This window comes from Vogesella sp., assembly GCF_046297735.1.
GTDB classification, from domain to species: domain Bacteria; phylum Pseudomonadota; class Gammaproteobacteria; order Burkholderiales; family Chromobacteriaceae; genus Vogesella; species Vogesella urethralis.
On the sequence record NZ_JBKBHK010000005.1, the window covers coordinates 1 to 18,971 of the forward strand.

The 18,971-nt window shown below is 63.7% G+C and carries 19 protein-coding genes; 4 read left to right on the forward strand and 15 right to left on the reverse strand.

What is annotated here, in order from left to right; genetic code table 11:
* Window positions 1-307 precede the first annotated feature (307 nt).
* Window positions 308-772 (forward strand): large-conductance mechanosensitive channel protein MscL, encoded by a 465-nt coding sequence (gene mscL, locus ACK4FZ_RS07465; RefSeq protein ID WP_409819437.1) that lies wholly within the window; start codon window positions 308-310, stop codon window positions 770-772.
* 439 nt (window positions 773-1,211) lie between these two features.
* Here the strand turns inward: mscL and ACK4FZ_RS07470 are convergent, their stop codons facing one another.
* The 10 genes from ACK4FZ_RS07470 to bfr form a co-directional block, all read right to left on the reverse strand.
* Window positions 1,212-2,147: a carbohydrate kinase family protein gene (locus ACK4FZ_RS07470; protein ID WP_409819439.1), complete on the reverse strand. Its 936-nt coding sequence runs from the start codon at window positions 2,145-2,147 to the stop codon at window positions 1,212-1,214.
* Window positions 2,148-2,237: 90 nt separating this feature from the next.
* A complete protein-coding gene (locus tag ACK4FZ_RS07475; RefSeq protein WP_409819441.1) occupies window positions 2,238-3,203 on the reverse strand; it encodes a porin in 966 nt (321 codons plus the stop codon).
* A 230-nt stretch (window positions 3,204-3,433) separates the two neighbouring features.
* The gene (locus tag ACK4FZ_RS07480; RefSeq protein ID WP_409819443.1) at window positions 3,434-4,555 is read right to left on the reverse strand and encodes an ABC transporter ATP-binding protein; all 1,122 of its coding nucleotides are present in this window, start codon (window positions 4,553-4,555) and stop codon (window positions 3,434-3,436) included.
* Between the two features lie 2 nt (window positions 4,556-4,557).
* Window positions 4,558-6,174 (reverse strand): alpha-amylase family glycosyl hydrolase, encoded by a 1,617-nt coding sequence (locus ACK4FZ_RS07485; RefSeq protein ID WP_409819445.1) that lies wholly within the window; start codon window positions 6,172-6,174, stop codon window positions 4,558-4,560.
* Between the two features lie 166 nt (window positions 6,175-6,340).
* The gene (locus tag ACK4FZ_RS07490) at window positions 6,341-7,177 is read right to left on the reverse strand and encodes a carbohydrate ABC transporter permease (RefSeq protein ID WP_017508800.1); all 837 of its coding nucleotides are present in this window, start codon (window positions 7,175-7,177) and stop codon (window positions 6,341-6,343) included.
* Between the two features lies 1 nt (window position 7,178).
* Window positions 7,179-8,117 (reverse strand): carbohydrate ABC transporter permease, encoded by a 939-nt coding sequence (locus ACK4FZ_RS07495; protein ID WP_409819449.1) that lies wholly within the window; start codon window positions 8,115-8,117, stop codon window positions 7,179-7,181.
* A gap of 79 nt (window positions 8,118-8,196) precedes the next feature.
* The gene (locus tag ACK4FZ_RS07500; RefSeq protein WP_409819451.1) at window positions 8,197-9,471 is read right to left on the reverse strand and encodes an ABC transporter substrate-binding protein; all 1,275 of its coding nucleotides are present in this window, start codon (window positions 9,469-9,471) and stop codon (window positions 8,197-8,199) included.
* Between the two features lie 139 nt (window positions 9,472-9,610).
* Window positions 9,611-12,196 carry an ATP-binding protein gene (locus ACK4FZ_RS07505; protein WP_409819453.1) on the reverse strand — a complete coding sequence of 862 codons (2,586 nt, stop codon included), beginning with the start codon at window positions 12,194-12,196 and terminating at the stop codon, window positions 9,611-9,613.
* Window positions 12,193-12,933: a response regulator gene (locus ACK4FZ_RS07510; protein ID WP_144372085.1), complete on the reverse strand. Its 741-nt coding sequence runs from the start codon at window positions 12,931-12,933 to the stop codon at window positions 12,193-12,195. The genes ACK4FZ_RS07505 and ACK4FZ_RS07510 overlap by 4 nt, the downstream gene beginning before the upstream one ends.
* Window positions 12,934-13,083: 150 nt before the next feature.
* Window positions 13,084-13,572 carry a bacterioferritin gene (gene bfr / locus ACK4FZ_RS07515; protein WP_409819456.1) on the reverse strand — a complete coding sequence of 163 codons (489 nt, stop codon included), beginning with the start codon at window positions 13,570-13,572 and terminating at the stop codon, window positions 13,084-13,086.
* Window positions 13,573-13,894: 322 nt separating this feature from the next.
* On the opposite strand from bfr, the gene dcd reads away from it, so the two are divergent.
* The 3 genes from dcd (at window position 13,895) to ACK4FZ_RS07530 (ending at window position 15,639) form a co-directional block, all read left to right on the forward strand.
* Window positions 13,895-14,464 (forward strand): dCTP deaminase, encoded by a 570-nt coding sequence (gene dcd, locus ACK4FZ_RS07520; protein ID WP_144372088.1) that lies wholly within the window; start codon window positions 13,895-13,897, stop codon window positions 14,462-14,464.
* A 258-nt stretch (window positions 14,465-14,722) separates the two neighbouring features.
* Window positions 14,723-15,199 carry a glutathione peroxidase gene (locus ACK4FZ_RS07525; protein WP_144372089.1) on the forward strand — a complete coding sequence of 159 codons (477 nt, stop codon included), beginning with the start codon at window positions 14,723-14,725 and terminating at the stop codon, window positions 15,197-15,199.
* The gene (locus ACK4FZ_RS07530) at window positions 15,196-15,639 is read left to right on the forward strand and encodes a MarR family winged helix-turn-helix transcriptional regulator (protein WP_409819459.1); all 444 of its coding nucleotides are present in this window, start codon (window positions 15,196-15,198) and stop codon (window positions 15,637-15,639) included. The genes ACK4FZ_RS07525 and ACK4FZ_RS07530 overlap by 4 nt, the downstream gene beginning before the upstream one ends.
* Here ACK4FZ_RS07530 and ACK4FZ_RS07535 read toward each other — a convergent pair.
* The 5 genes from ACK4FZ_RS07535 to ACK4FZ_RS07555 all read right to left on the reverse strand — a co-directional run bounded on the left by ACK4FZ_RS07535 (window position 15,636) and on the right by ACK4FZ_RS07555 (window position 18,965).
* Window positions 15,636-15,944 carry a hypothetical protein gene (locus ACK4FZ_RS07535; RefSeq protein WP_144372091.1) on the reverse strand — a complete coding sequence of 103 codons (309 nt, stop codon included), beginning with the start codon at window positions 15,942-15,944 and terminating at the stop codon, window positions 15,636-15,638. The genes ACK4FZ_RS07530 and ACK4FZ_RS07535 overlap by 4 nt on opposite strands.
* A 111-nt stretch (window positions 15,945-16,055) precedes the next feature.
* Complete coding sequence (locus tag ACK4FZ_RS07540) at window positions 16,056-16,460, reverse strand: YchJ family protein (RefSeq protein ID WP_409819460.1); 405 nt, start codon at window positions 16,458-16,460, stop codon at window positions 16,056-16,058.
* 10 nt (window positions 16,461-16,470) lie between these two features.
* Window positions 16,471-16,887, reverse strand: a complete 417-nt coding sequence (locus ACK4FZ_RS07545; RefSeq protein ID WP_409819462.1) for a hypothetical protein — start codon at window positions 16,885-16,887, stop codon at window positions 16,471-16,473.
* Between the two features lie 484 nt (window positions 16,888-17,371).
* A complete protein-coding gene (gene cysK / locus ACK4FZ_RS07550; protein ID WP_409819465.1) occupies window positions 17,372-18,307 on the reverse strand; it encodes a cysteine synthase A in 936 nt (311 codons plus the stop codon).
* 121 nt (window positions 18,308-18,428) lie between these two features.
* A complete protein-coding gene (locus ACK4FZ_RS07555; protein WP_409819467.1) occupies window positions 18,429-18,965 on the reverse strand; it encodes a macro domain-containing protein in 537 nt (178 codons plus the stop codon).
* Between the last annotated feature and the right edge of the window lie 6 nt (window positions 18,966-18,971).

Genomic DNA, 18,971 nt, shown 5'->3' on the forward strand with positions numbered 1-18,971 from the left:
GTCGAGTCTGTTTGTCCTACCACCCCGCAGACCAGACCGACATTGCCCGCGAGTGGTGAAGAACAGGGCACACAAATATCCAACGAAAAATGCCAGTCAGCGTTAACTGACTGGCATTAGGCCCTGCCGGGGTTTTTGCATTCTGGCGCAGCTAGGTCGACGCTGTTGTTAAGCTAAATCTAAACAGTCAAAGCCGCATTTGCATGCTACATAATCAAATTGAGTGCCAAGCTTCAGTTTTTCCGATTTTCGTTCGATACTTAAGCGTCTTGTTAATCTTCATTACAAAATCAAAAGGGGGGCACACATGTCCGTACTGAAAGAATTCCGCGAATTTGCCATGCGCGGCAACGTGATCGACCTGGCGGTGGGCGTGGTGATTGGCGGCGCCTTCGGCGCCATCGTCAAGTCGCTAGTTGACGACGTGATCATGCCGCCCATCGGCTTGCTGATCGGCAATGTCGACTTCGCCAATATGTTCATCGTGCTGAAGGAAGGCGCCAAGGCAGCCGCCCCGTACGCGTCCGTTGCTGCCGCCAAGGAAGCCGGCGCCGTCACCATGAATATCGGCCTGTTCATCAACGCTCTGGTCAGCTTCACCATCGTGGCATTCGCCATCTTCATGCTGGTCAAAGTCATCAACCGTCTGAAGCGCGAAGAAAAAGTGGCCGAGGCCCCGGCAGAGGTCACCACCAAGGAATGCCGCTACTGTCTGTCCAGTATTCCGGTGAAAGCCACCCGCTGCCCGTGCTGCACCTCGCAGCTGGACTAAGCGCCACTGCGTGATACGCGACAAGGCCGCCCAAAGGGATAATGCCAGTCAGTTAGGCGAATGTGCTTGGTATTCACGTAGCAGGACGTGAGTGAAGCGCCCCATCCCGTTGGCGCGAGCCGGTCAAAATGGTGCGCCCCAGGTTTTAAGACGCCGATTTGTGTGAGCCCCGAGCCGTTAGCGAGGGGCGAGTTCGGCGGTGCCTGGGGCGTGCCATTTTGAACGGGGTTTCGAGCAGCCCCGGGTTGCGGGGGAATGAAAAGGGGGCGGCAATCCGCCCCCTTTCCCGTCTGCCGGGCGGAACCGGCATCTAATCATCGTCCGCAGAGCGGACACACTAGCCTACTTCAACGCAACAAACCCCTAACCAAAAAACGCCAGTCAGTGTTAACTGACTGGCATTAGCCCAAAGGGCGGCCTTGTCGTTTGGCGGTCCACCCTAGCGTGACTGTTGCACCGCCGGCAGCAAATCTGCCTGCAAGCCAGCCACCGTTGCCTGCGGCGGAATCGCCGCCCCCGCCACGCCGCAAGCCGCACTGCCGCTGGCCACGGCGGCGGCCAGATGCTGCGCCGGCGTCGCCTGCGGTGCCTGCCACAGGCTAGCCAGCAAGCCGGCCATGCTGGCGTCCCCCGCCCCTACCGTATCCACAACCGGCACGGCAGGCGGCGCCAGCTGCCAGACCGCGTCTTCCACATACAACTGCGCGCCGGCGGCACCACGGGTGTACAGCACCCAGGCCTGCGGGTTCCATTGCCGCAAGGTGGCCAGCGCGGCGGCCTGATCGTCGTGGCGGAACAGACCGGCCAGGTCTTCGTCCGATACTTTCACCACGTCGGCCAGCGCCACCATCTGGCGCAGCATGTCGTCGTAGCCGGCGTCCATCGCCACGCGGAAATTGGGGTCATACGCGATGCGTACGCCTGCGGCTTTCAATTGCCGCGCCTGCGCCAGCAAATGGCCGGCCAACGGGGCGCGCGCCAGGCTGATGCCGCCAAACAGCGCCCAGCGCGCCGCCTGCGGCCAACCCGGCGGCAGCTTGGCTGCATCGAAGTGCAAGTCAGCACTACGGTCGCCAACAAAAAAGTATTTCGGCGGCTGCGTGCTGTACACCATCGCCAGCAACGGCGAGGCCGCCACCTGCTGCAGATAGCGCACATCCAGCCCGGCGTCGCGGCTGGCCGCCAGCAAGGCATCGCCAAAACAGTCGCGGCTGATGGCGCCGGCAAACGCCGCCGACAACCCCCAGCCGGCCAGAATGCGCGCCACGTTCCACGGCGCGCCACCGGGGCGCGACAGCCAGCGCCCGTCGGGCTGGATGATCATGTCGGTCAAAGCCTCGCCAAAACAGAGCAAGGCTGCTAAGGGCTGTGTCATTGCGTCTCCTGCATGAAAAAAACCTGCCGCAGAGCGGCAGGCAAAGACCTCATCCGGAACCGGCAGCGTGCGCTGCCATGCACAGCAGCATCAGAAGCCGATGTGCACCCCGCCAAACAGGTAATTGTCACGCTGCTTGTTGTTCTTCTTGTCGGACTTGTACTCGACGAACAGGCTGGTCTGGAAGCGGCTTTCCTTGCCCGACAGATCGTAGTCGGCGCCCAGCAGACTCACCTTGTGCTTGCCACCGTTGGCGTAGCCGTAGTCCTTGGTATTGATATAACCGGCACGCACGCCCAGGCGCTGCGGCTTGTACTCGGCGTACACGCCCACGCTCTTTTGCGTCGGGCCGCTGACATTCTTGGAATTGTTGAACTCGGTCGCCAGCGTCAGGCCGGTCGCCGGCACTACCTTGAATGCCAGCAGCGTGTCCTTCAGCGTACCGCCGGCTGCCACTTTTTGCTGGCCAAACGACAGGCGGGCGCCAAACAAGCCTTGCTCGTAGGTACCGCTGGCGGCCCAGGCGTCGGTGGCGCGCTGCTGGGTGGTGGTCTTGTCTTCACCCGGCGAGTAGCTGAACGACAGCGCCAGGCCATTCAGGTTCGGCGCTTCGTATTTGAAGGCACCGCGTGCATTGCCCCCGCCGCTGGCGATGTCGCCGCGGTCCGGGCCCACGTCGTAGGCGTACAGGTTGGCTTTGAAGTAGCCGTCACCGTAGGCATTGATGCCACGGCCCAGTTTCACGGTACCAAACTCGCCCTGCAGGCCGACAAAAGTATCGCCATTGGCAAAGTGGTCGGTGCCTTTATTATTATCCAGTTTGATGTCGGTATTTACTTGCAGCAGCGCTTTCAGGCCATTGCCAATATCAGCACTGCCAACCACATTCAATTCGGAACCGCCGTCTTCTACCGCACGGTTACTGATACCGTTCTCTTTTTTGGACGCCATACCGACTTCCACCTTGCCGGTGAATTTGATATCGCCATCCAGGGCAAAAGCGTGGCCGGCCATCAGGGTGCCAGCGATCAGCAGGGCAATGTGTTTCTGGTTCATGCTTGTCTCCGTTTGTGTTTATTTTCCAGCGCGTGCCGGTAGACTTATTTAAAACGGTGGCCAACATGTAGCCAATCAATTACAAAACAAAACGAGCCATTTTCAGCAAGCAATTGGTTACCAGCAACAAAACATTATTCACAAATAAAACCTGCCATTAATAATTGAAATAATACACAAATAAATAAAGGCACCTACCGGTGCCTTTATTCGCGCTCCCGCTGGGGCTGCTAAGCCGCAGCCAGGCTGGCGGCCAACCTTGGCAGCGCCTCATCGGCGGCGTCGAACACGTGCACACGCTCTGCCGGCAGGGCAAAACGCAGGCTGTCGCCGATGGCGGCGCTGGCGCCGGCCAGCTTCACCACCAGCGGCGCCGGCGACAGGTCGGTGTCCAGGTAGGCATAGCTGTGCTCGCCCAGGTGCTCCAGGTGGGTGATACGGCCAAGCAGGCTGCCCTCGCCTACCTGCACGTGTTCGGGGCGCACGCCCAGCGTCACCATACTGCCCGCCAGCTGGCCGGCGGCGTTCACCGCCGCCAGCAAGGTGGCGGTACCCGCCTGGCACTGCAGGCCGTCGCTGCGCGCCATGCTGACCTCGGCCGGGAAAAAGTTCATCCCCGGCGAGCCGATAAAGCCGGCCACAAAACGGTTTTTCGGGTGGTGGTACAGCTCCAGCGGGTGGCCCACTTGCGCAATGCTGGGCATACCCTCCTGCCCGGCCAGCGGCTTCAGCAGCACGATCTTGTCGGCCAGCGTCATCGCTTCTACCTGGTCGTGCGTCACATACACCATGCTGGCGCGGCCCAGCTCGCGGTGCAGGCGGGCGATCTCCACCCGGGTTTTCACGCGCAGCGAGGCGTCCAGGTTGGACAGCGGCTCGTCAAACAGAAACACCTTGGGCTGACGCACGATGGCGCGGCCAATCGCCACGCGCTGGCGCTGGCCGCCGGACAGCGCGCCCGGCTTACGGTCCAGCAGCGCAGTAAGGTGCAGCGACTCGGCGGCGCTGCGCACGCGGCGCTCGATCTCGGTCTTACCCAGCTTCAGGTGGCGCAGGCCGAAGGCCATGTTGTCGTACACCGTCATATGCGGGTACAGCGCGTAGCTCTGGAACACCATCGCCACGTCACGCTGCGCCGGCGGTACCTCGTTGACACAGCGGCCGTCGATATACAGCTCGCCGCCGCTGGCGTCGTCCAGGCCGGCGATCAGCCGCAGCAGCGTGGATTTACCGCAGCCGGACGGGCCGATGAACACGCAGAACTCGCCCGGCGCGATGGTGAGGTTGATGTCGGCCAGGATGGGGTTGCCACCAAAGCGCTTTTGAATGCCCTGCAGTCGGATTTCGCTCATGATCAGCCCTCCACGGCCAGCTGGATGAAGGCAGCCGACATCGGCGCCAGTTCGATGACTTGTCCGGCAGCCTGGCCACCGTCGCTATGCAACAGTACGCGGGCGCCTGCCGGCAGCGGCAGGTTGGCCGCGGTACTTCCCAGGTTGAACACGCACTGCAGCTGCTGGCTATCAGCGCGGCGGCCAAAGCGCAGCAGGCTGTCGTCGGCTGCGTCCAGCACAAAGTCGCCACCGTGCAGGGCCGGTTGCTGACGGCGCCAGGCCAGCAGCTGCTGCCAGAACGCCAGCGTGCTGCCCGCCTGTGCGGCTTGCTGTGCCACCGCCGCAGCACGGTGCGCCGGCCACAGCGGCAGCCACGGCTGCGTACTGCCGAAGCCGCCGTCGGCGCTATCGTCCCACGCCATCGGCGTGCGGCAGCCGTCGCGGCCCTTGAACTCGGGCCACAGCACCTTGGCGTACGGGTCTTGCAGCTCTTCGTAGCGGATTTCGGCTTCCGGCCAGCCCAGCTCCTCGCCCTGGTAAAGGCACACCGGCCCCGGCAGCGCCAGCAGCAGCATGGCGAATACACGGGCGCGCGCCGCCTCACTGCCGCCCAGCGCCGCCCAGCGGCTGACCACGCGGATGTTGTCGTGGTTGGACAGTGCCCAGCACACGGTGGCGTTACCGGCCTCGGCCACGTACTCCTGCAGCACGCGGTGCAGGTAGCGCGGGTGGCATTCTTCGGTCAGCAGCGTGAACACGTAGGCCATGTGCAGCAGATCGCTACCGGCGGTGTAGTCGCGTAGCGTCTGGTACTGCAAATCGTCGCCGATCTCGCCCACGGTAATGGCGCCGAATTCGTCGCACAGGCGGCGCAGGCGGCGGATGAAAGCCAGGTTTTCCGGCTGCGTCTTGTCGTACAGATGGCGCTGGAAGGCGTACGGGTTGCTACGCGGCACGCCGCCGGCGTAGCTGCCGGCCGGCTGTGGCGGGTTGTCGCGCAGCTGCGCGTCGTGGGTGTAGAAGTTGACGGTATCCAGCCGGAAGCCGTCCACGCCCAGCTGCAGCCAGAAGCGCGCCACGTCCAGTACCGCGTCCTGCACCGCCGGCTGGTGGAAGTTGAGGTCCGGCTGGCTGGTGAGGAAGTTGTGCAGGTAGTACTGGCCGCGGCGGGCGTCCCACTGCCAGGCGCTGCCACCAAAAATGCTCAGCCAGTTATTGGGCGGCGTGCCGTCGGCGCGCGGGTCGGCCCACACGTACCAGTCGGCGCGGGCGTTGTCGCGGCTGGCGCGGCTTTCGGCAAACCACGGGTGCTGGTCGGAGGTATGGCTGAGCACCAGGTCGATCAGTACTTTCAGCCCCAGTTCGTGGGCGCGGCCAACCAGGGCGCGGAAATCGTCCAGCGTGCCGAACATCGGGTCTACGTTGCAATAATCGGAAACGTCGTAACCGAAATCGGCCATCGGCGAAGTAAAAAATGGGGAAATCCAGATCGCCTCGGCGCCCAGTTGCGCAATATGCGGCAGGCGGCAGGTAATACCCGGCAAATCGCCGATACCGTCGCCATTACTATCCTGATAACTGCGCGGGTAAATCTGGTAAATCACGGTGTTTTGCCACCAGTGTTGATTCTTTTGCATGCTTTTATTCCTTAGCCACGAAAATCACGAAAAGCACGAAATAACACCCGCTGTACCATGAGGCGTTGCATCATGTTATGTCTATCCGGCGGTGGACTATTTCGTGCCGGCGATCAGGCAATATTGTTTCCCTGGAAGTACACAGGCGTTGTATGGCGAAATCACATCAGCCTTTTACCGCACCCGCGGTCAGGCCCGACACGATCTGGCGCTGGAATATCAGCACCAGCACAATCAGCGGCACGGTAACAATCACCGAGGCGGCCATGATGTTGCCCCACGGCAGTTCGTAGCTGCTGGCACCACTGATCAGCGCAATGGCTACCGGCACCGTGCGCTGCTCGCCGGACAGCGTGAAGGTGAGTGCAAACAAAAACTCGTTCCACGCTGCGATGAAGGCCAGCAGCGAGGTGGCCGCCACCGCCGGCCACAGCAGCGGCAGGAAGATGCGGAAGATCACCGTCAGCACGCCGGCGCCGTCCATCAGCGCCGCCTCTTCCAGCTCTCGCGGCAGCTCGCGCATGAAGGTCACCAGCACCCACACCGTAAACGGCAGCGTGAAGATCAGGTCGGACAGCACCAGCGCCCACAGGCTGTCGTACAGGCCCAGCCACGAGATCAGCTCGAACAGGCCGGACAGGATGGCCACCTGCGGAAACATCGACACGCCCAGGATGGTCATCATCAGCACGCCGCGGCCACGGAACTGCACCCGCCCCAGCGCGTAGGCCGCCAGCAGCGACACGGTGAGCGATAGCAGCACCACGCCGCCCGCTACCAGCACCGAGTTCAGCAGGTTCTGGCCGAACGGCTGCTCGGCGAACACCGCCACGTAGTTGGCCGCACTCCACACTTTGGGCCAGAAATCGCTGGAGAACAGCGCACTGCCCTGCTTGAACGAGCTGGCCACAGCGTAGGCAAACGGGTACAGCGAAAACGCCAGCACCAGCGGCAGCAACAGGTAATAGGCCAGGTCGGTGGCCTGCAAACGTTTGGGCAGCATCTTAGTAGCCCTCCATGCGGCGGCGCGCCAGCGCCATGTAACACAGGGTGATCAGCGCAATCAGCAGGAACAGCAGCGTGGCGGCGGCCGAGCCGTAGCCGGCCAGCTGGAAGTCGATCAGCTGCTCACGCACGTACACCGACATGCTCTTGGTGCTGCGGCTGTTGGACGTCATCACGTAGATCAGGTCGAACACGCGCAGCGCGTCCAGCGTGCGGAAGATCATCGCCACCAGCACCGCCGGCGTGATCAGCGGCAGCGTGATGTTGACGAACACCGACCAGGTAGGCACGCCGTCCACGCGCGCCGCTTCGTAGCAATCGCCCGGCACCATCTGCAACGCGGCCAGGATCAGCAGCGCCATGAACGGCGTGGTCTTCCACACGTCCACCAGCACGATGGTGGTAAAGGCCAGGTCGGGGTCGGCGGTCCACGCCAGCGGCGCGTCGATCAGGCCGGCCGACAGCAGCATGGCGTTGATGACGCCAAACTGGTCGTGCAGCATCCAGGTCCACATCTTGGCCGACACCACGGTGGGGATGGCCCACGGCACCAGCACGGCGGCGCGCAGCAGTGCCTTCAGCGGCGACGGATGGTTCAGCATCAGCGCCACGCCCAGGCCGAACACCGTTTCCAGCGATACCGACAGCAGCGCAAACCACAGCGTGTTGCGCACCGCCTCCCACCATTGCGGGTCGGCCAATACGCCAGTGTCGCCGATGTAGTTGGCCAGGCCGACAAACTGCCGCGCCGACAGGTCGGACAACTGGGCATCGGTCAGGCTCATGAAAAAAGTACGCGCCAGCGGCAGGCCGGCGATGGCCAGCAGCACCAGCAGGCTGGGCAACACCAGCAGCCAGGCCATGCGCTGCCGGCTACGCTGCAGCGACGACAAGGCACCGCCCGCCGGCAAGGTGGCAGTCAGGGTTGGGCTAGACATAGGGTTCTCCGCGAGGCAGGCACCGGCTACGGCCAAGGTTGGCCGCAACCGGGCTGCCCCGGTCAGGACAGGCAGGGGCTTACTTGGCGGCGCTGAAACCTTGCGGTGCCAGGCGCTTCAGCTGGGCGTCCAGCTGCGCCAGCGAGGTCTTGGCGTCGGTCTTGCCGGACAACACGTCGTGGGTGGCATTCCAGAACTGGTTGCTCACCTGGTTGTAACGGGCAGCCGATACCGAGGACGGGCGGCCCACGGCGCTGGTGAAAGTGTTGTACAGCTCGCCAAAGAACGGGTTGGCCTTCAGCACGTCCGTGTCGCGGTACAGCGCGGCGATGGTGGGGTTGTAGGAACCGTTGATGGCACGCATTTTCTGCACGCTGCTGCTGGTGAGGTAGGTCACCAGTTCGGCGGCCAGCTTCTGGTTCTTGGAGTACTTGGACACTGCCAGCTGCCAGCCGCCCAGTGTGGCAGCGTTGCGGCCATCGGCGCCGCCCTTGGGCAGGGCCACCACGCCGACCTTGCCGTTCACTGCGCTATCCGGCTTTTGTGCCAGCGCCCAGGCGTACGGCCAGTTGCGCATGAACACCGCGTTACCGGCCTGGAACACGCCGCGCGCTTCTTCTTCGCCGTAGTTCAGTACTGCCTTCGGCGTGATGGTGCCCACCCAGCCGGCGGCGGTGGTCAGCGCCTTCACCGCTTGCGGGTTATTGATGGTGGGTTTGCCGCTGGCGGCGTCGATGATGGTGCCGCCCTTGTAGCTCACCACCCACTCCAGCGCGTCGCAAGTCAGGCCTTCGTAGGCACGGCCCTGCCACACAAAGCCCCACATCTTGTCGTTGCCGGCTGCGCGCTCGGCGTCCTGGATCTTTTTGGCGCTGGCGGTCAGCTCTTCCCAGGTCTTGGGTACCGGCTGTTTGTATTTCTCCAGCAGGTCTTTGCGGTAGTACAGCACGCCGGCGTCGGTAAACCACGGCATGGCCAGCAGGCGGCCGCCAATGGTGTTGTTGCTGACGATGCCGGCGAAGTGCTGCTTCTCGGCACCGTTGGTGTACGGTTTCAGGTCCAGCAGATGGTTGGCCAGGATGCCGGGCCACACCACGTCGATCTGGAACACGTCGATCTTGTCGGAGCCGCTACCGAGGATCTGCTGGTACAGCGCCAAGCGCTCGTTGGAATCGTTGGGGGTGGACACCACTTGCACGTCGTTGCCGGTTTTCTTGCTCCACTCCGCCACCGACTGCTTGCACAGTTCCAGCTCCTGGCCCACGGCACCGCAGGAAATCTTCAGCGGGGCGGCCTGGGCACCGGCGGCCAGGGTCATCATCACGGCAGCACTGATCAGGCTGTATTTCATCATGCGTCTCCTCGTTGTGTTGTTGGCCGCACGCCAGCGGCCAGACAGGCCGGCTGCGTGCCGTCGCCCTGCCATGTAAACGCGGAAACGTTAATGCGCAATTTCATCGCCATGCCGACGCCATTAACAATTGCAACATCGCTCATGGCGCCAGCGGTGCCCAGGCCAATAGGCGTGCCAGATCGTCACGGCGATAAGGCTTGGCCAGAAACGCCACCCCGGCCGGCCAGTCGCTGCGGCGGGCGTGGTGCTCGGGCGGCAGGCCGGAGGTGAGTACCACCGGCAGCGCGGGGTAAGCCGCCTGCAGCGTACGGTACAAGCGCACGCCGTCGCCGCCCTCGCCCAGCATGATGTCGGACAGCACCAGGTCGGCCTCGCCGCCGGCCGCCAGCCAGCCCAGCAGCGCCGCCTCGCTGGCAAACACGCTGACGCGGGCACCCAGTGCGGCCAACTGTTGCTGCGCGGTGTCGCGCACGTCGGCGTCGTCTTCCACCAGCAACACGTGGCGGGCGGGCAGTACTGCTGGCAGCGCACTGGCGCAGGCTTGCGGGCTGCACTGGCCGGCGCTGGCCGGTAGCTCGATGCACACGGTGGTACCCTCGCCCTGCCGGCTGTGGATGGCCAGCTCGCCGCCGCTCTGCTTCACGAAACCGTACACGATGGACAAGCCCAACCCGCTGCCCTTGCCCTGCGCCTTGGTGGTAAAGAACGGCTCCAGCACGTGTGGCAGCACCTCGGGCGGAATGCCCGGCCCGTCGTCCTGCACATTGATGGCCACCCAGTCGCGGCCGTCACGCTGGATGCGGCCCACCCGCAGTTGCAGGCTGCCCTGCTCGCCCATCGCCTGCGCCGCATTCAGCGCCAGGTTGAGGATGGCGTTTTCCAGTTGGCCGCGGTCTACCTGCACCACCAGGCCTTCCGGCGCGTCCACGCTGACGCGAATGCCGTCGCTGACGCTGTATTCCACCAGGTCCAGCATTTCGTACAGCATGTCGCCCACGTCCACCCGTTCGGTACACAAGGGCTGGCGGCGGGCAAAGGCCAGCAACCGCCGCGTCAGCGCCGCCGCCTTGTTGGCCGCCGCCTGGGCGCGCTCCAGCCGCTGCCGCGCCTCGGCCGGCAGGTCGGCGCGCTGCTCCAGCAGCTCCAGGTTGCCCAGGATGGCGATCAGGATATTGTTGAAGTCGTGCGCCACACCGCCGGTAAGCTGGCCCAGCACTTCCATTTTCTGCATCTGCTGCAGCTGCGCCTCGGCGGCGCGGCGCGCCGAGACATCGCGGCATACCGCCACCCAGCCGCCTTCCGGCATGGCGTGGCTCATGAATTCCAGCACCCGGCCGCCGGGCAGGTGCAGCTCGGCGTGGCTGGCGATGCGGTGGCTGTCGTCCGGCCGCGCCACGGTGTCGCCGGCCACCGCTTCCCAGCGGGTGCCGGCCGGCATGGCGGCGCGCAGCGCGGTGTACGGCATGCCGCTATGCAGGCAATCGGGCACCATGCCCAGCTGCGCCGGGAACTGCGGGTTCCACACCATCAGCTTGCCGTCTTCGTCGTACACCGACAGGCCGTCGTGCATGCTGCGGAACACCGTCTGCAGCAGGCGGCGCTGCGCTTCGATACCGTGCGACAGGCGCTGCTTTTCCAGCAGGTTGTCGCGGAATACCTGGAACGCGCGCGCCAGGTCGCCGATTTCGTCGGCCTGCTCAGTGGCCGGCGTCAGTTGTTCGGTATCGCCACCGGCCAGCCGGCTCATCACGCTGGAGATGGCCTGCATGCGCTGCGCCACGCGGCGCACGTAGGCGGCGGCCAGCATGGCCACCGCCACGCCAATGGCGGCCAACAGCAAGGCGCTGCTGCTGCCGGAGCGGATTTCGGTAGCCATCTGGCCGCTGCGGTCGTCCGCCTGCTGGCGGATGGCCTGCACGTAACTGGCGGTACGGCGGCTGAGGTGCTCGGCGTTGCTGCGGTACAGCTGCAGCAACACGGCAATGCGCTCGCCACTTTCGGTGAGCTCGCGCTGCTGCTCGAACAGGTTTTGTGGCGCCTGTACCATCACCTCCAGCTCTACCACCAGCCAGTCCGGCAATTGAGCACTTTCGCCACGGCGCGCCATGGCCAGCATCAGCGCCTCGGCACTGGCTTCCAGCTCGCCCAGCCGGGCACGGTCGCGCGACAGCGGCACCGCCAGCAGCGTTTGCCACAGCGGAATCAGCGTGGGGGCACGCCGTGCCTGGGCGGCGTGCTGCGCGGCCAACCTGCCGCCCAGCTCGTCCAGCCGCGCCATATAGGTGTTCAGGATCTGCTGGCTGCGGCGGCGCTGCGCCGACAGCAGCAGCAACTGCGACAGGTCGCGCTCGGCGCCTTCCAGCATGCTGCTGACTGCCAGCTGGCGGTCGGCCTCCGGCGGCAGGTTTTGCGACAGCTGGCGGATTTCGCGTGTCAGCGCCTGCAGCCGGTTGATGTCGCGCGACAGCGTTTCCGGCGCATAGCTGTCGGCCAGCGACGGCGCAATGGCGGCAATTTGCGACACTTTTTCAGCCAGCTCCAGCACGCGAGCCAGCTCCGGCATCACTTCCTCGCGAAAACCGGTCAGCGTGTCCAGCGTGTTGCGCATGGCGCTGACGCTGACCACGATCACCACCAGCATCAGCACGAACAGCAGCACGAAGGCGGCCTGCAGCCGGGCACGGATGGGCTGGGTACGCAGCTGCTGCAACAGGGTGGGGATCATGCCGGCTGGGTCTTGCTGACGCTGGCGCGAAACACGTAGCCGGCGCCGCGCTCGGTGCAGATCAGCGCCGGCAGGCGCGGGTTGGGTTCGATCTTGCGGCGCAGGCGCAGGATCAGTACGTCGATGGTGCGGTCGAACACTTCGGTATCCAGGCCGCGGGTTTGCTCCAGCAGCTGCTCGCGGCTCCAGACGCGGCCCGGGTGGCGCACCAGCGCGGCCAACAGTGCGTATTCGCCCTGGGTGAGCGCGCACGGCTCGCCGCCCTTGCTATGGCGCAGCTCGCGCGCGGTGGTGTCCAGAATCCAGTCGTGAAAACAGTAGCATTCGTGCGCTTCGCCCGGCTTGCGCAGCATGGGCAGCGACAGCTCGGTGGCACGGCGCAGCGCGGCGCGCACGCGGGCCAGGAATTCGCGGCCGGAAAACGGCTTGGTCAGGTAATCGTCGGCGGCCAGCTCCAGCCCCAGCACACGGTCGGTTTCGTCGCCCTTGCCGCTCATCATGATGATGGGCACCGCCGACTGCGCACGCAGCGTGCGCGCCAGCTGCAGGCCGTCCTCGCCCTTCAGCCGCAGGTCCAGCACCACCAGCGCAAAACTGTGCTGTTGCAGCGCTGCCTGCATGTCGCGGCCGTTGGCCGCCCCCACTACCGCGTAGCCGCAATCCTGCAGCAGCTCGGCCAGCCAGTCGCGGATATCGGCCTCGTCGTCCACGATCAACACGGCATGCCTGTCGTCCATTGTTGTCTCCCTGTTTTTTGCCATCAGGTTTAACAGAAAGCGGCGTGACGTGTGTTTCAATTATTTCAAATCGAAGGCAATAAAAAACCCTGCGTGCAGCAGCAGGCAGGGTACGGGACAAGGTTGGCCGCATACGGTGGCCAAGCGGGCTTAGCTGGCGCTGGCGTCGCCGGCCATTTGCGATTGCTGGTAATTGGCCAGGCCCACCAGATCGATCAGCTTGATCTGCTGTTCCAGCCAGTGCGCGTGATCGTTTTCGGTTTCTTCCAGCAACACCATCAGCTGTTCGCGGGTGATGTAGTCGCGCTCCTGCTCACAGACAGCGATCACGTCTTTCAGCGCGGCCGCCACGCGGTATTCCACGTCCAGATCGCTTTTGAGCATCGACGGTACGTCGTCACCGATCACGATCGGCACGCGCTTGGCCACGTTGGGCTTGCCGCCCAGGAACAGGATGCGGGCAATGAGGGTGCGGGCGTGTTCCAGCTCGTCCTCGCGCTCGTGGTCGATGCGGGCAAACAGCTTGTTCAGGCCCCAGTCCTTGTACATTTCTGCGTGTACGAAGTACTGGTCGGCGGCGGACAGCTCTTCTGCCAGCAGTTCGTTCAGCAGGTCGATGATTTTCGGGTTGCCTTGCATGATGTGTGCCCCTGTAAAAGCGGTGAAGTCTCGAATACGGGGATTCTAGTACAGGCCTGCCATGCTGTCATGGTGGATTTTTGCGAATTATTCGCAATAAAATTATCAACATCACTATTGTTTTGCCACTTGATAGCACAAAAAACCAATAAAATAATCAATAAAGCAATTTGCAAGCAAAGCATTTGCCTGAAGCGAACGCGCCATGCCGCTACCATGCCGCGCCACGTACTAGCGTGATGCGATGAATGGTGGTAGCGCCGCCGGTGTGTGGGCAGTAAAATCCGGTTGATCCGCCAAAATCAGCACGAAAGCGAACAAGATGAGCATCAAATCCGACAAGTGGATTCGCCGCATGGCCGAAGAACACGGCATGATCGAGCCGTTTGTATACGACCAGGTCAAGAACGTGAACGGCGAAAAGGTGATCTCGTTCGGCACCTCCAGCTACGGCTACGATATCCGCTGCGCGGACGAATTCAAGGTGTTCACCAATATCAACAGCACCATCGTCGACCCGAAAAACTTCGACCCCGATTCCTTCGTGGAAGTCTCCGGCAAGGGCTACTGCATCATCCCGCCCAACAGCTTTGCACTGGCCCGTACCGTGGAATACTTCCGCATTCCGCGCTCGGTACTGACCGTCTGCCTGGGCAAGTCCACCTATGCCCGCTGCGGCATCATCGTCAACGTCACCCCGTTCGAACCGGAATGGGAAGGCTACGTCACGCTGGAGTTTTCCAACACCACGCCGCTGCCGGCCAAAATCTACGCCAACGAAGGCGTGGCGCAGGTGCTGTTCTTCGAATCGGACGAAATCTGCGACGTGTCGTACAAGGACCGCGCCGGCAAATACATGGGCCAGGTTGGCGTTACCCTGCCGCGCCCCTGATCCCCCCGCTCCCCACACCAAGCCTGCCGGCAACGCCTGCAGGCTTTTTTCATGGCGGCAGCCTGCCGCGGCGGCCGTATTTAAGCCTCGCAATTTCCCTACCCTGGTCTAGGATGAATTCAGGGCGCGCTGCAAGCAGCCGCCCTGGGCACAGCAAGCCGTTTCTTCTGAGCGTTGTGGTTCCCCCTTGCCGCATCGCTCTTTTTTTTGCCATTTCAATTGTGTACAATTTAATTTTTCACAATCAGAGTAAACACCATGTCCGTCTATCAATACCGCGTACCCGCCCTGCTGGGCGGCGACATCCAGCTGGCCGACTACCAGGGCAAGGTACTGCTGCTGGTGAATACCGCCAGCGAATGCGGCTTTACCTACCAGTACGAAGGCCTGGAAGCGCTGCACCGCGAGCTGGGCGACAAAGGCCTGGCCGTGATCGGCTTCCCGTGCAACCAGTTCGGCAAGCAGGAACCCGGCGGCGCCGAAGCCATCGGCAGCTTTTGCCAGAAAAACTACGGCGTCAGCTTCAAGATGGCAGCCAAGATCGACGTCAACGGCGCCAACGCCGACCCGTTGTGGCAATACCTGAAGCAGCAGAAAGCCGGCATTCTGGGCACCCGTGCCATCAAGTGGAACTTCACCAAGTTCCTGCTGGATCGCCAGGGGCGCGTGGTTGGCCGCTTCGGCCCGCGCACCAAACCGGAAGCGCTGCGCAGCGAGATCGAGCGCCTGCTATGACACCGGAACTGCAACTGGATCGGCAGCTGTGCTTTGCGCTGTACGCCGCCAGCCGCAGCATGACCCAGGCCTACCAGCCGCTGCTGGGGGCGTTGGGGCTGACCTACCCGCAATACTTGGTGCTGCTGGTGCTATGGGAGCAGGATGGCGCCAGCGTCAAGCAGCTGGGCGAGCGCTTGCTGCTGGATTCCGGCACGCTGACGCCGCTGTTGAAGCGGCTGGAAGCCGCCGGCCTGCTGCAACGGCGGCGCGCCAGCGACGATGAGCGACGGGTGGAAGTGTGGCTGAGCGACGCCGGCAAGGCGCTGGAGGAAAAGGCCGCCGCCATCCCGCAGGCAATGCGTTGCCGCTACGGCGCGGAAGGACGCGAGGCCGAATCGGCCATGCTGCGGCAAACCCTGCAGCAACTGACCATGCTGCTGCAGGGCAAGCCGGGCTAGATGGCTTCGCTGGCGGCCTGGCACGGGCTGTCCAGCGCCTCGCGCGCCAGCCTGGCCAGCGCGTCCAGATCTTCATCCAGATGCTGCTGCATGTGACGCAGCGCACCAGCCAGAATGGCCGACGCCAGCAAGGCCTCGTCACACTGGAACACCTGCGCCATGGCACGCAGCTGGCTGCAAGTCTGGTGATTGAGCGGTAACGCCAGCTGGCGCACCGGGTCGACCGACAACAGCTGGCCCAGGTCGCGCCCTTCGGCCTGGTGGCGTTCCAGCTGGGCGATGAAGTCATGCAGGGTATCGTTCACGTGTCACCTCCGCTTTCCGGGCAGATGCCCGTTCCAGCATGGCACACGCGGCCAACATTCCCAGCCCGATAGCGATAAAAAATGATCGCCATCAAGCACTTAGGTCAAGCACTAGCCCTGATGCAGGTCGCCATCGATATAGCGCCAGGCGCCGTCTTCACGGCAGAAGCGGCTGGTTTCGTGCAAGCGGTAGGCGCGGCCGCCCACCTTGTAGCGCGCCACGAACTCCACGGTGCCGCTATCGTCGCCCTCTGCACCGCCCGAGGTGGCCAGTACCTGCAAGCCCAGCCACTTCACGCCGTCGTCGGCACTCAGATCCAGGCTGGCGGGGCGCGTGGCGCTGGCCCAGCTTTGCAGCAGGTAGGGTTCCAGCTGCAGTACAAAGGCGCTATAGCGCGAGCGCATCAGCTGTTCGGCGCGTGCGGGTAACTCGCCGTGGTGGTAGCGGCCGCAGCAAGCGGCGTAAGGCAACGGTTGGCCGCAATGGCAGCCGGTACTGGCAGGGGTCTTTTTCATCAGGCAGGGGTCAGCGCGGCAAAGGCGGCAGGCTGTAAAGCTTGAGCAGGAACTGGGTAAAAGCCGGGTTGGCGGGTTTTTCCGGCAGCGTGGGCCAGCGCCGTTGCCACATTTCCAGACGGTCTTCCATCTGTTTCTGGGCACGGGCACTGTCGATCTGGCCGGCATCGCGCTGCTGGGCGATACGGCGATAGGTGCGGAACACGTCGTCGTCTACCGCGTTGCGGCCAACCTGCTGCTGGCGCAGCGCATCCAGCTTGTCGGCCACCTGCACGCGGGTAAGCTCGCCCTTGCCCACACGCGGCGCCAGTTGCTGCGCTTCGCGCATCAGCACGTCGGCAGCGGCATGGCCGCCGCCCCCCAGCTCCGGCAAGCCGGCGCAACCGGCCAGCCACAGCAGAGACAGCATCAGAAGCAATCGTTTCATGTGTGGCATTGTAATCGGGATTGCGCGCTGGCGCTGCCCTGCCCTGTCGCTGAATGCAAAAACCCCGCCTGGCGGCGTAATGCCAGTCAGTTAGGCAAATATGCTTGGCCATCAAGTAGGAGGGCGTGTGTGTAGCGCCCCATCCCGTTGGCGCGAGCCGGTCAAAATGGTGCGCCCCAGGTTTTAAGACGCCGATTTGTTTGAGCTCCGAGCCGTTAGCGAGGAGCGAGTTCGGCGGCGCCTGGGGCGTGCCATTTTGAACGGGGTTTCGAGCAGCCCCGGGTTGCGGGGGAATGAAAAGGGGGCGGCAATCCGCCCCCTTTCCCGTCTGCCGGGCGGAACCGGCATCTAAATTATTGTCCGCATCGCGGACACAACAGCACTCCTGAACGCAGCAAACTCCTAGCCAAAAAGACGCCAGTAAGAGTTAACTGACTGGCATTGGGCCTAGCTGCCGGGTGTCGGCATACGTGGGAGCGGATGATCAGTCGGCCAGATGCTGGAACAGCGCGGTGGACAGGTAACGCTCGCCGAACGACGGAATGACCACCACGATCAGCTTGCCGGCATTTTCCGGGCGCTTGGCCAGCTGCAGCGCAGCCCACACGGCGGCGCCGGACGAGATGCCCACCAGCACGCCTTCCTGGCTGGCTACGGCACGGGCGGTCTCGAACGCGTCATCGTTGCCGACGCGGATGATTTCGTCGTAGATGCCGGTATTGAGAATGGGCGGCACGAAGCCGGCGCCGATGCCCTGGATCGGGTGCGGGCCCTTGGCTCCGCCGGACAGCACCGGCGATGCATCCGGCTCTACTGCCACGATCTGTACGCCCGGCTTGCGCGCTTTCAGCACTTCACCCACGCCGGTGATGGTGCCGCCGGTGCCGACGCCAGCTACCAGAATATCCACCTGGCCGTCGGTATCGCGCCAGATTTCTTCGGCGGTGGTGTGGCGGTGGATCTCGGGGTTGGCCGGGTTTTCAAACTGCTGCGGCAGAAAGTGGGTGTCGGGGTTGGCCGCCACGATCTCGCGGGCTTTGGCGATAGCACCGCCCATGCCGTCCGGGCCGGGGGTCAGTACCAGCTCGGCACCGTAGGCGCGCAGCAGCTGGCGGCGCTCGCGGCTCATGGTTTCCGGCATGGTGATGATCAGCTTGTAACCGCGCGCCGCGCACACCATGGCCAGGCCGATACCGGTGTTGCCGGAGGTGGGCTCCACGATCACGGTGCCAGGGCCGATCTTGCCGTCTTGCTCGGCGGCATCGATCATCGCTACCGCAATGCGGTCTTTCACGCTATGGCCCGGGTTGAAGAACTCCAGCTTGGCCACCACGGTGGCGCCGGCGCCTTCGGTGACACGGTTCAGGCGTACCAGCGGCGTGTTGCCGATGAGGTCGGTGACGGAAGAAGCAATACGCATTGTTTATTCTCCTGTTGAGCGCACGGCGCAGGCCGTTATGCTGGGCAATTCTATACAGCCACGCCCGGGCTGCCTAATACCGTTTTTTGATAAGTTTCGAACGCTTGCCTATAACCGGCACTCACGAGATGCCGGGCATCACGCGGCAGCCGGCTTGCCATACCGCGTCGTCGTAAGCCACCAGCACGATGCGCTGCAGCTCATGCGCCGGCGCTGCGGCCAACCATTCGGTAATGGCCTGCCACGCCACGCTCATCGCCGCCAGCGCCGGGTAACCGTATACGCCGCAACTGATGGCCGGGAACGCCAACTCGCGCACGCCACGGTTGGCCGCTTCGTCCAGGCAATGGCGGTAACACTGCGCCAGCTGAGCGGCTTCGTCCTCGTCGCCACCGCGCCATACCGGGCCAACGGTATGAAACACCCAGCGTGCCGGCAGCGCGAAACCGGGCGTTACCCGCACCTCGCCCACCGGGCAAAAACCGTGCTGCAAACAGGCCTGCAGCATGCCGGGGCCGGCAGCTCGATGGATGGCACCGTCCACCCCGCCGCCGCCACGCAAGCCACGGTTGGCCGCATTGACGATGGCGTCTACCGTCAGCCGGGTGATATCGCCGCGCCACAACTCGATGGTGACGCCGTGTTGACGTGTCAGCATGCTTGG

What these genes read in the sequence shown, in the direction of transcription:
- mscL (WP_409819437.1), top strand. Translation starts at nt 308, where the DNA reads ATGTCCGTACTGAAAGAATTCCGCGAATTTGCCATGCGCGGCAACGTG.
- ACK4FZ_RS07470 (WP_409819439.1), bottom strand. Translation starts at nt 2,147, where the DNA reads ATGACACAGCCCTTAGCAGCCTTGCTCTGTTTTGGCGAGGCTTTGACC.
- ACK4FZ_RS07475 (WP_409819441.1), bottom strand. Translation starts at nt 3,203, where the DNA reads ATGAACCAGAAACACATTGCCCTGCTGATCGCTGGCACCCTGATGGCC.
- ACK4FZ_RS07480 (WP_409819443.1), bottom strand. Translation starts at nt 4,555, where the DNA reads ATGAGCGAAATCCGACTGCAGGGCATTCAAAAGCGCTTTGGTGGCAAC.
- ACK4FZ_RS07485 (WP_409819445.1), bottom strand. Translation starts at nt 6,174, where the DNA reads ATGCAAAAGAATCAACACTGGTGGCAAAACACCGTGATTTACCAGATT.
- ACK4FZ_RS07490 (WP_017508800.1), bottom strand. Translation starts at nt 7,177, where the DNA reads ATGCTGCCCAAACGTTTGCAGGCCACCGACCTGGCCTATTACCTGTTG.
- ACK4FZ_RS07495 (WP_409819449.1), bottom strand. Translation starts at nt 8,117, where the DNA reads ATGTCTAGCCCAACCCTGACTGCCACCTTGCCGGCGGGCGGTGCCTTG.
- ACK4FZ_RS07500 (WP_409819451.1), bottom strand. Translation starts at nt 9,471, where the DNA reads ATGATGAAATACAGCCTGATCAGTGCTGCCGTGATGATGACCCTGGCC.
- ACK4FZ_RS07505 (WP_409819453.1), bottom strand. Translation starts at nt 12,196, where the DNA reads ATGATCCCCACCCTGTTGCAGCAGCTGCGTACCCAGCCCATCCGTGCC.
- ACK4FZ_RS07510 (WP_144372085.1), bottom strand. Translation starts at nt 12,933, where the DNA reads ATGGACGACAGGCATGCCGTGTTGATCGTGGACGACGAGGCCGATATC.
- bfr (WP_409819456.1), bottom strand. Translation starts at nt 13,572, where the DNA reads ATGCAAGGCAACCCGAAAATCATCGACCTGCTGAACGAACTGCTGGCA.
- dcd (WP_144372088.1), top strand. Translation starts at nt 13,895, where the DNA reads ATGAGCATCAAATCCGACAAGTGGATTCGCCGCATGGCCGAAGAACAC.
- ACK4FZ_RS07525 (WP_144372089.1), top strand. Translation starts at nt 14,723, where the DNA reads ATGTCCGTCTATCAATACCGCGTACCCGCCCTGCTGGGCGGCGACATC.
- ACK4FZ_RS07530 (WP_409819459.1), top strand. Translation starts at nt 15,196, where the DNA reads ATGACACCGGAACTGCAACTGGATCGGCAGCTGTGCTTTGCGCTGTAC.
- ACK4FZ_RS07540 (WP_409819460.1), bottom strand. Translation starts at nt 16,460, where the DNA reads ATGAAAAAGACCCCTGCCAGTACCGGCTGCCATTGCGGCCAACCGTTG.
- ACK4FZ_RS07545 (WP_409819462.1), bottom strand. Translation starts at nt 16,887, where the DNA reads ATGAAACGATTGCTTCTGATGCTGTCTCTGCTGTGGCTGGCCGGTTGC.
- cysK (WP_409819465.1), bottom strand. Translation starts at nt 18,307, where the DNA reads ATGCGTATTGCTTCTTCCGTCACCGACCTCATCGGCAACACGCCGCTG.
- ACK4FZ_RS07555 (WP_409819467.1), bottom strand. Translation starts at nt 18,965, where the DNA reads ATGCTGACACGTCAACACGGCGTCACCATCGAGTTGTGGCGCGGCGAT.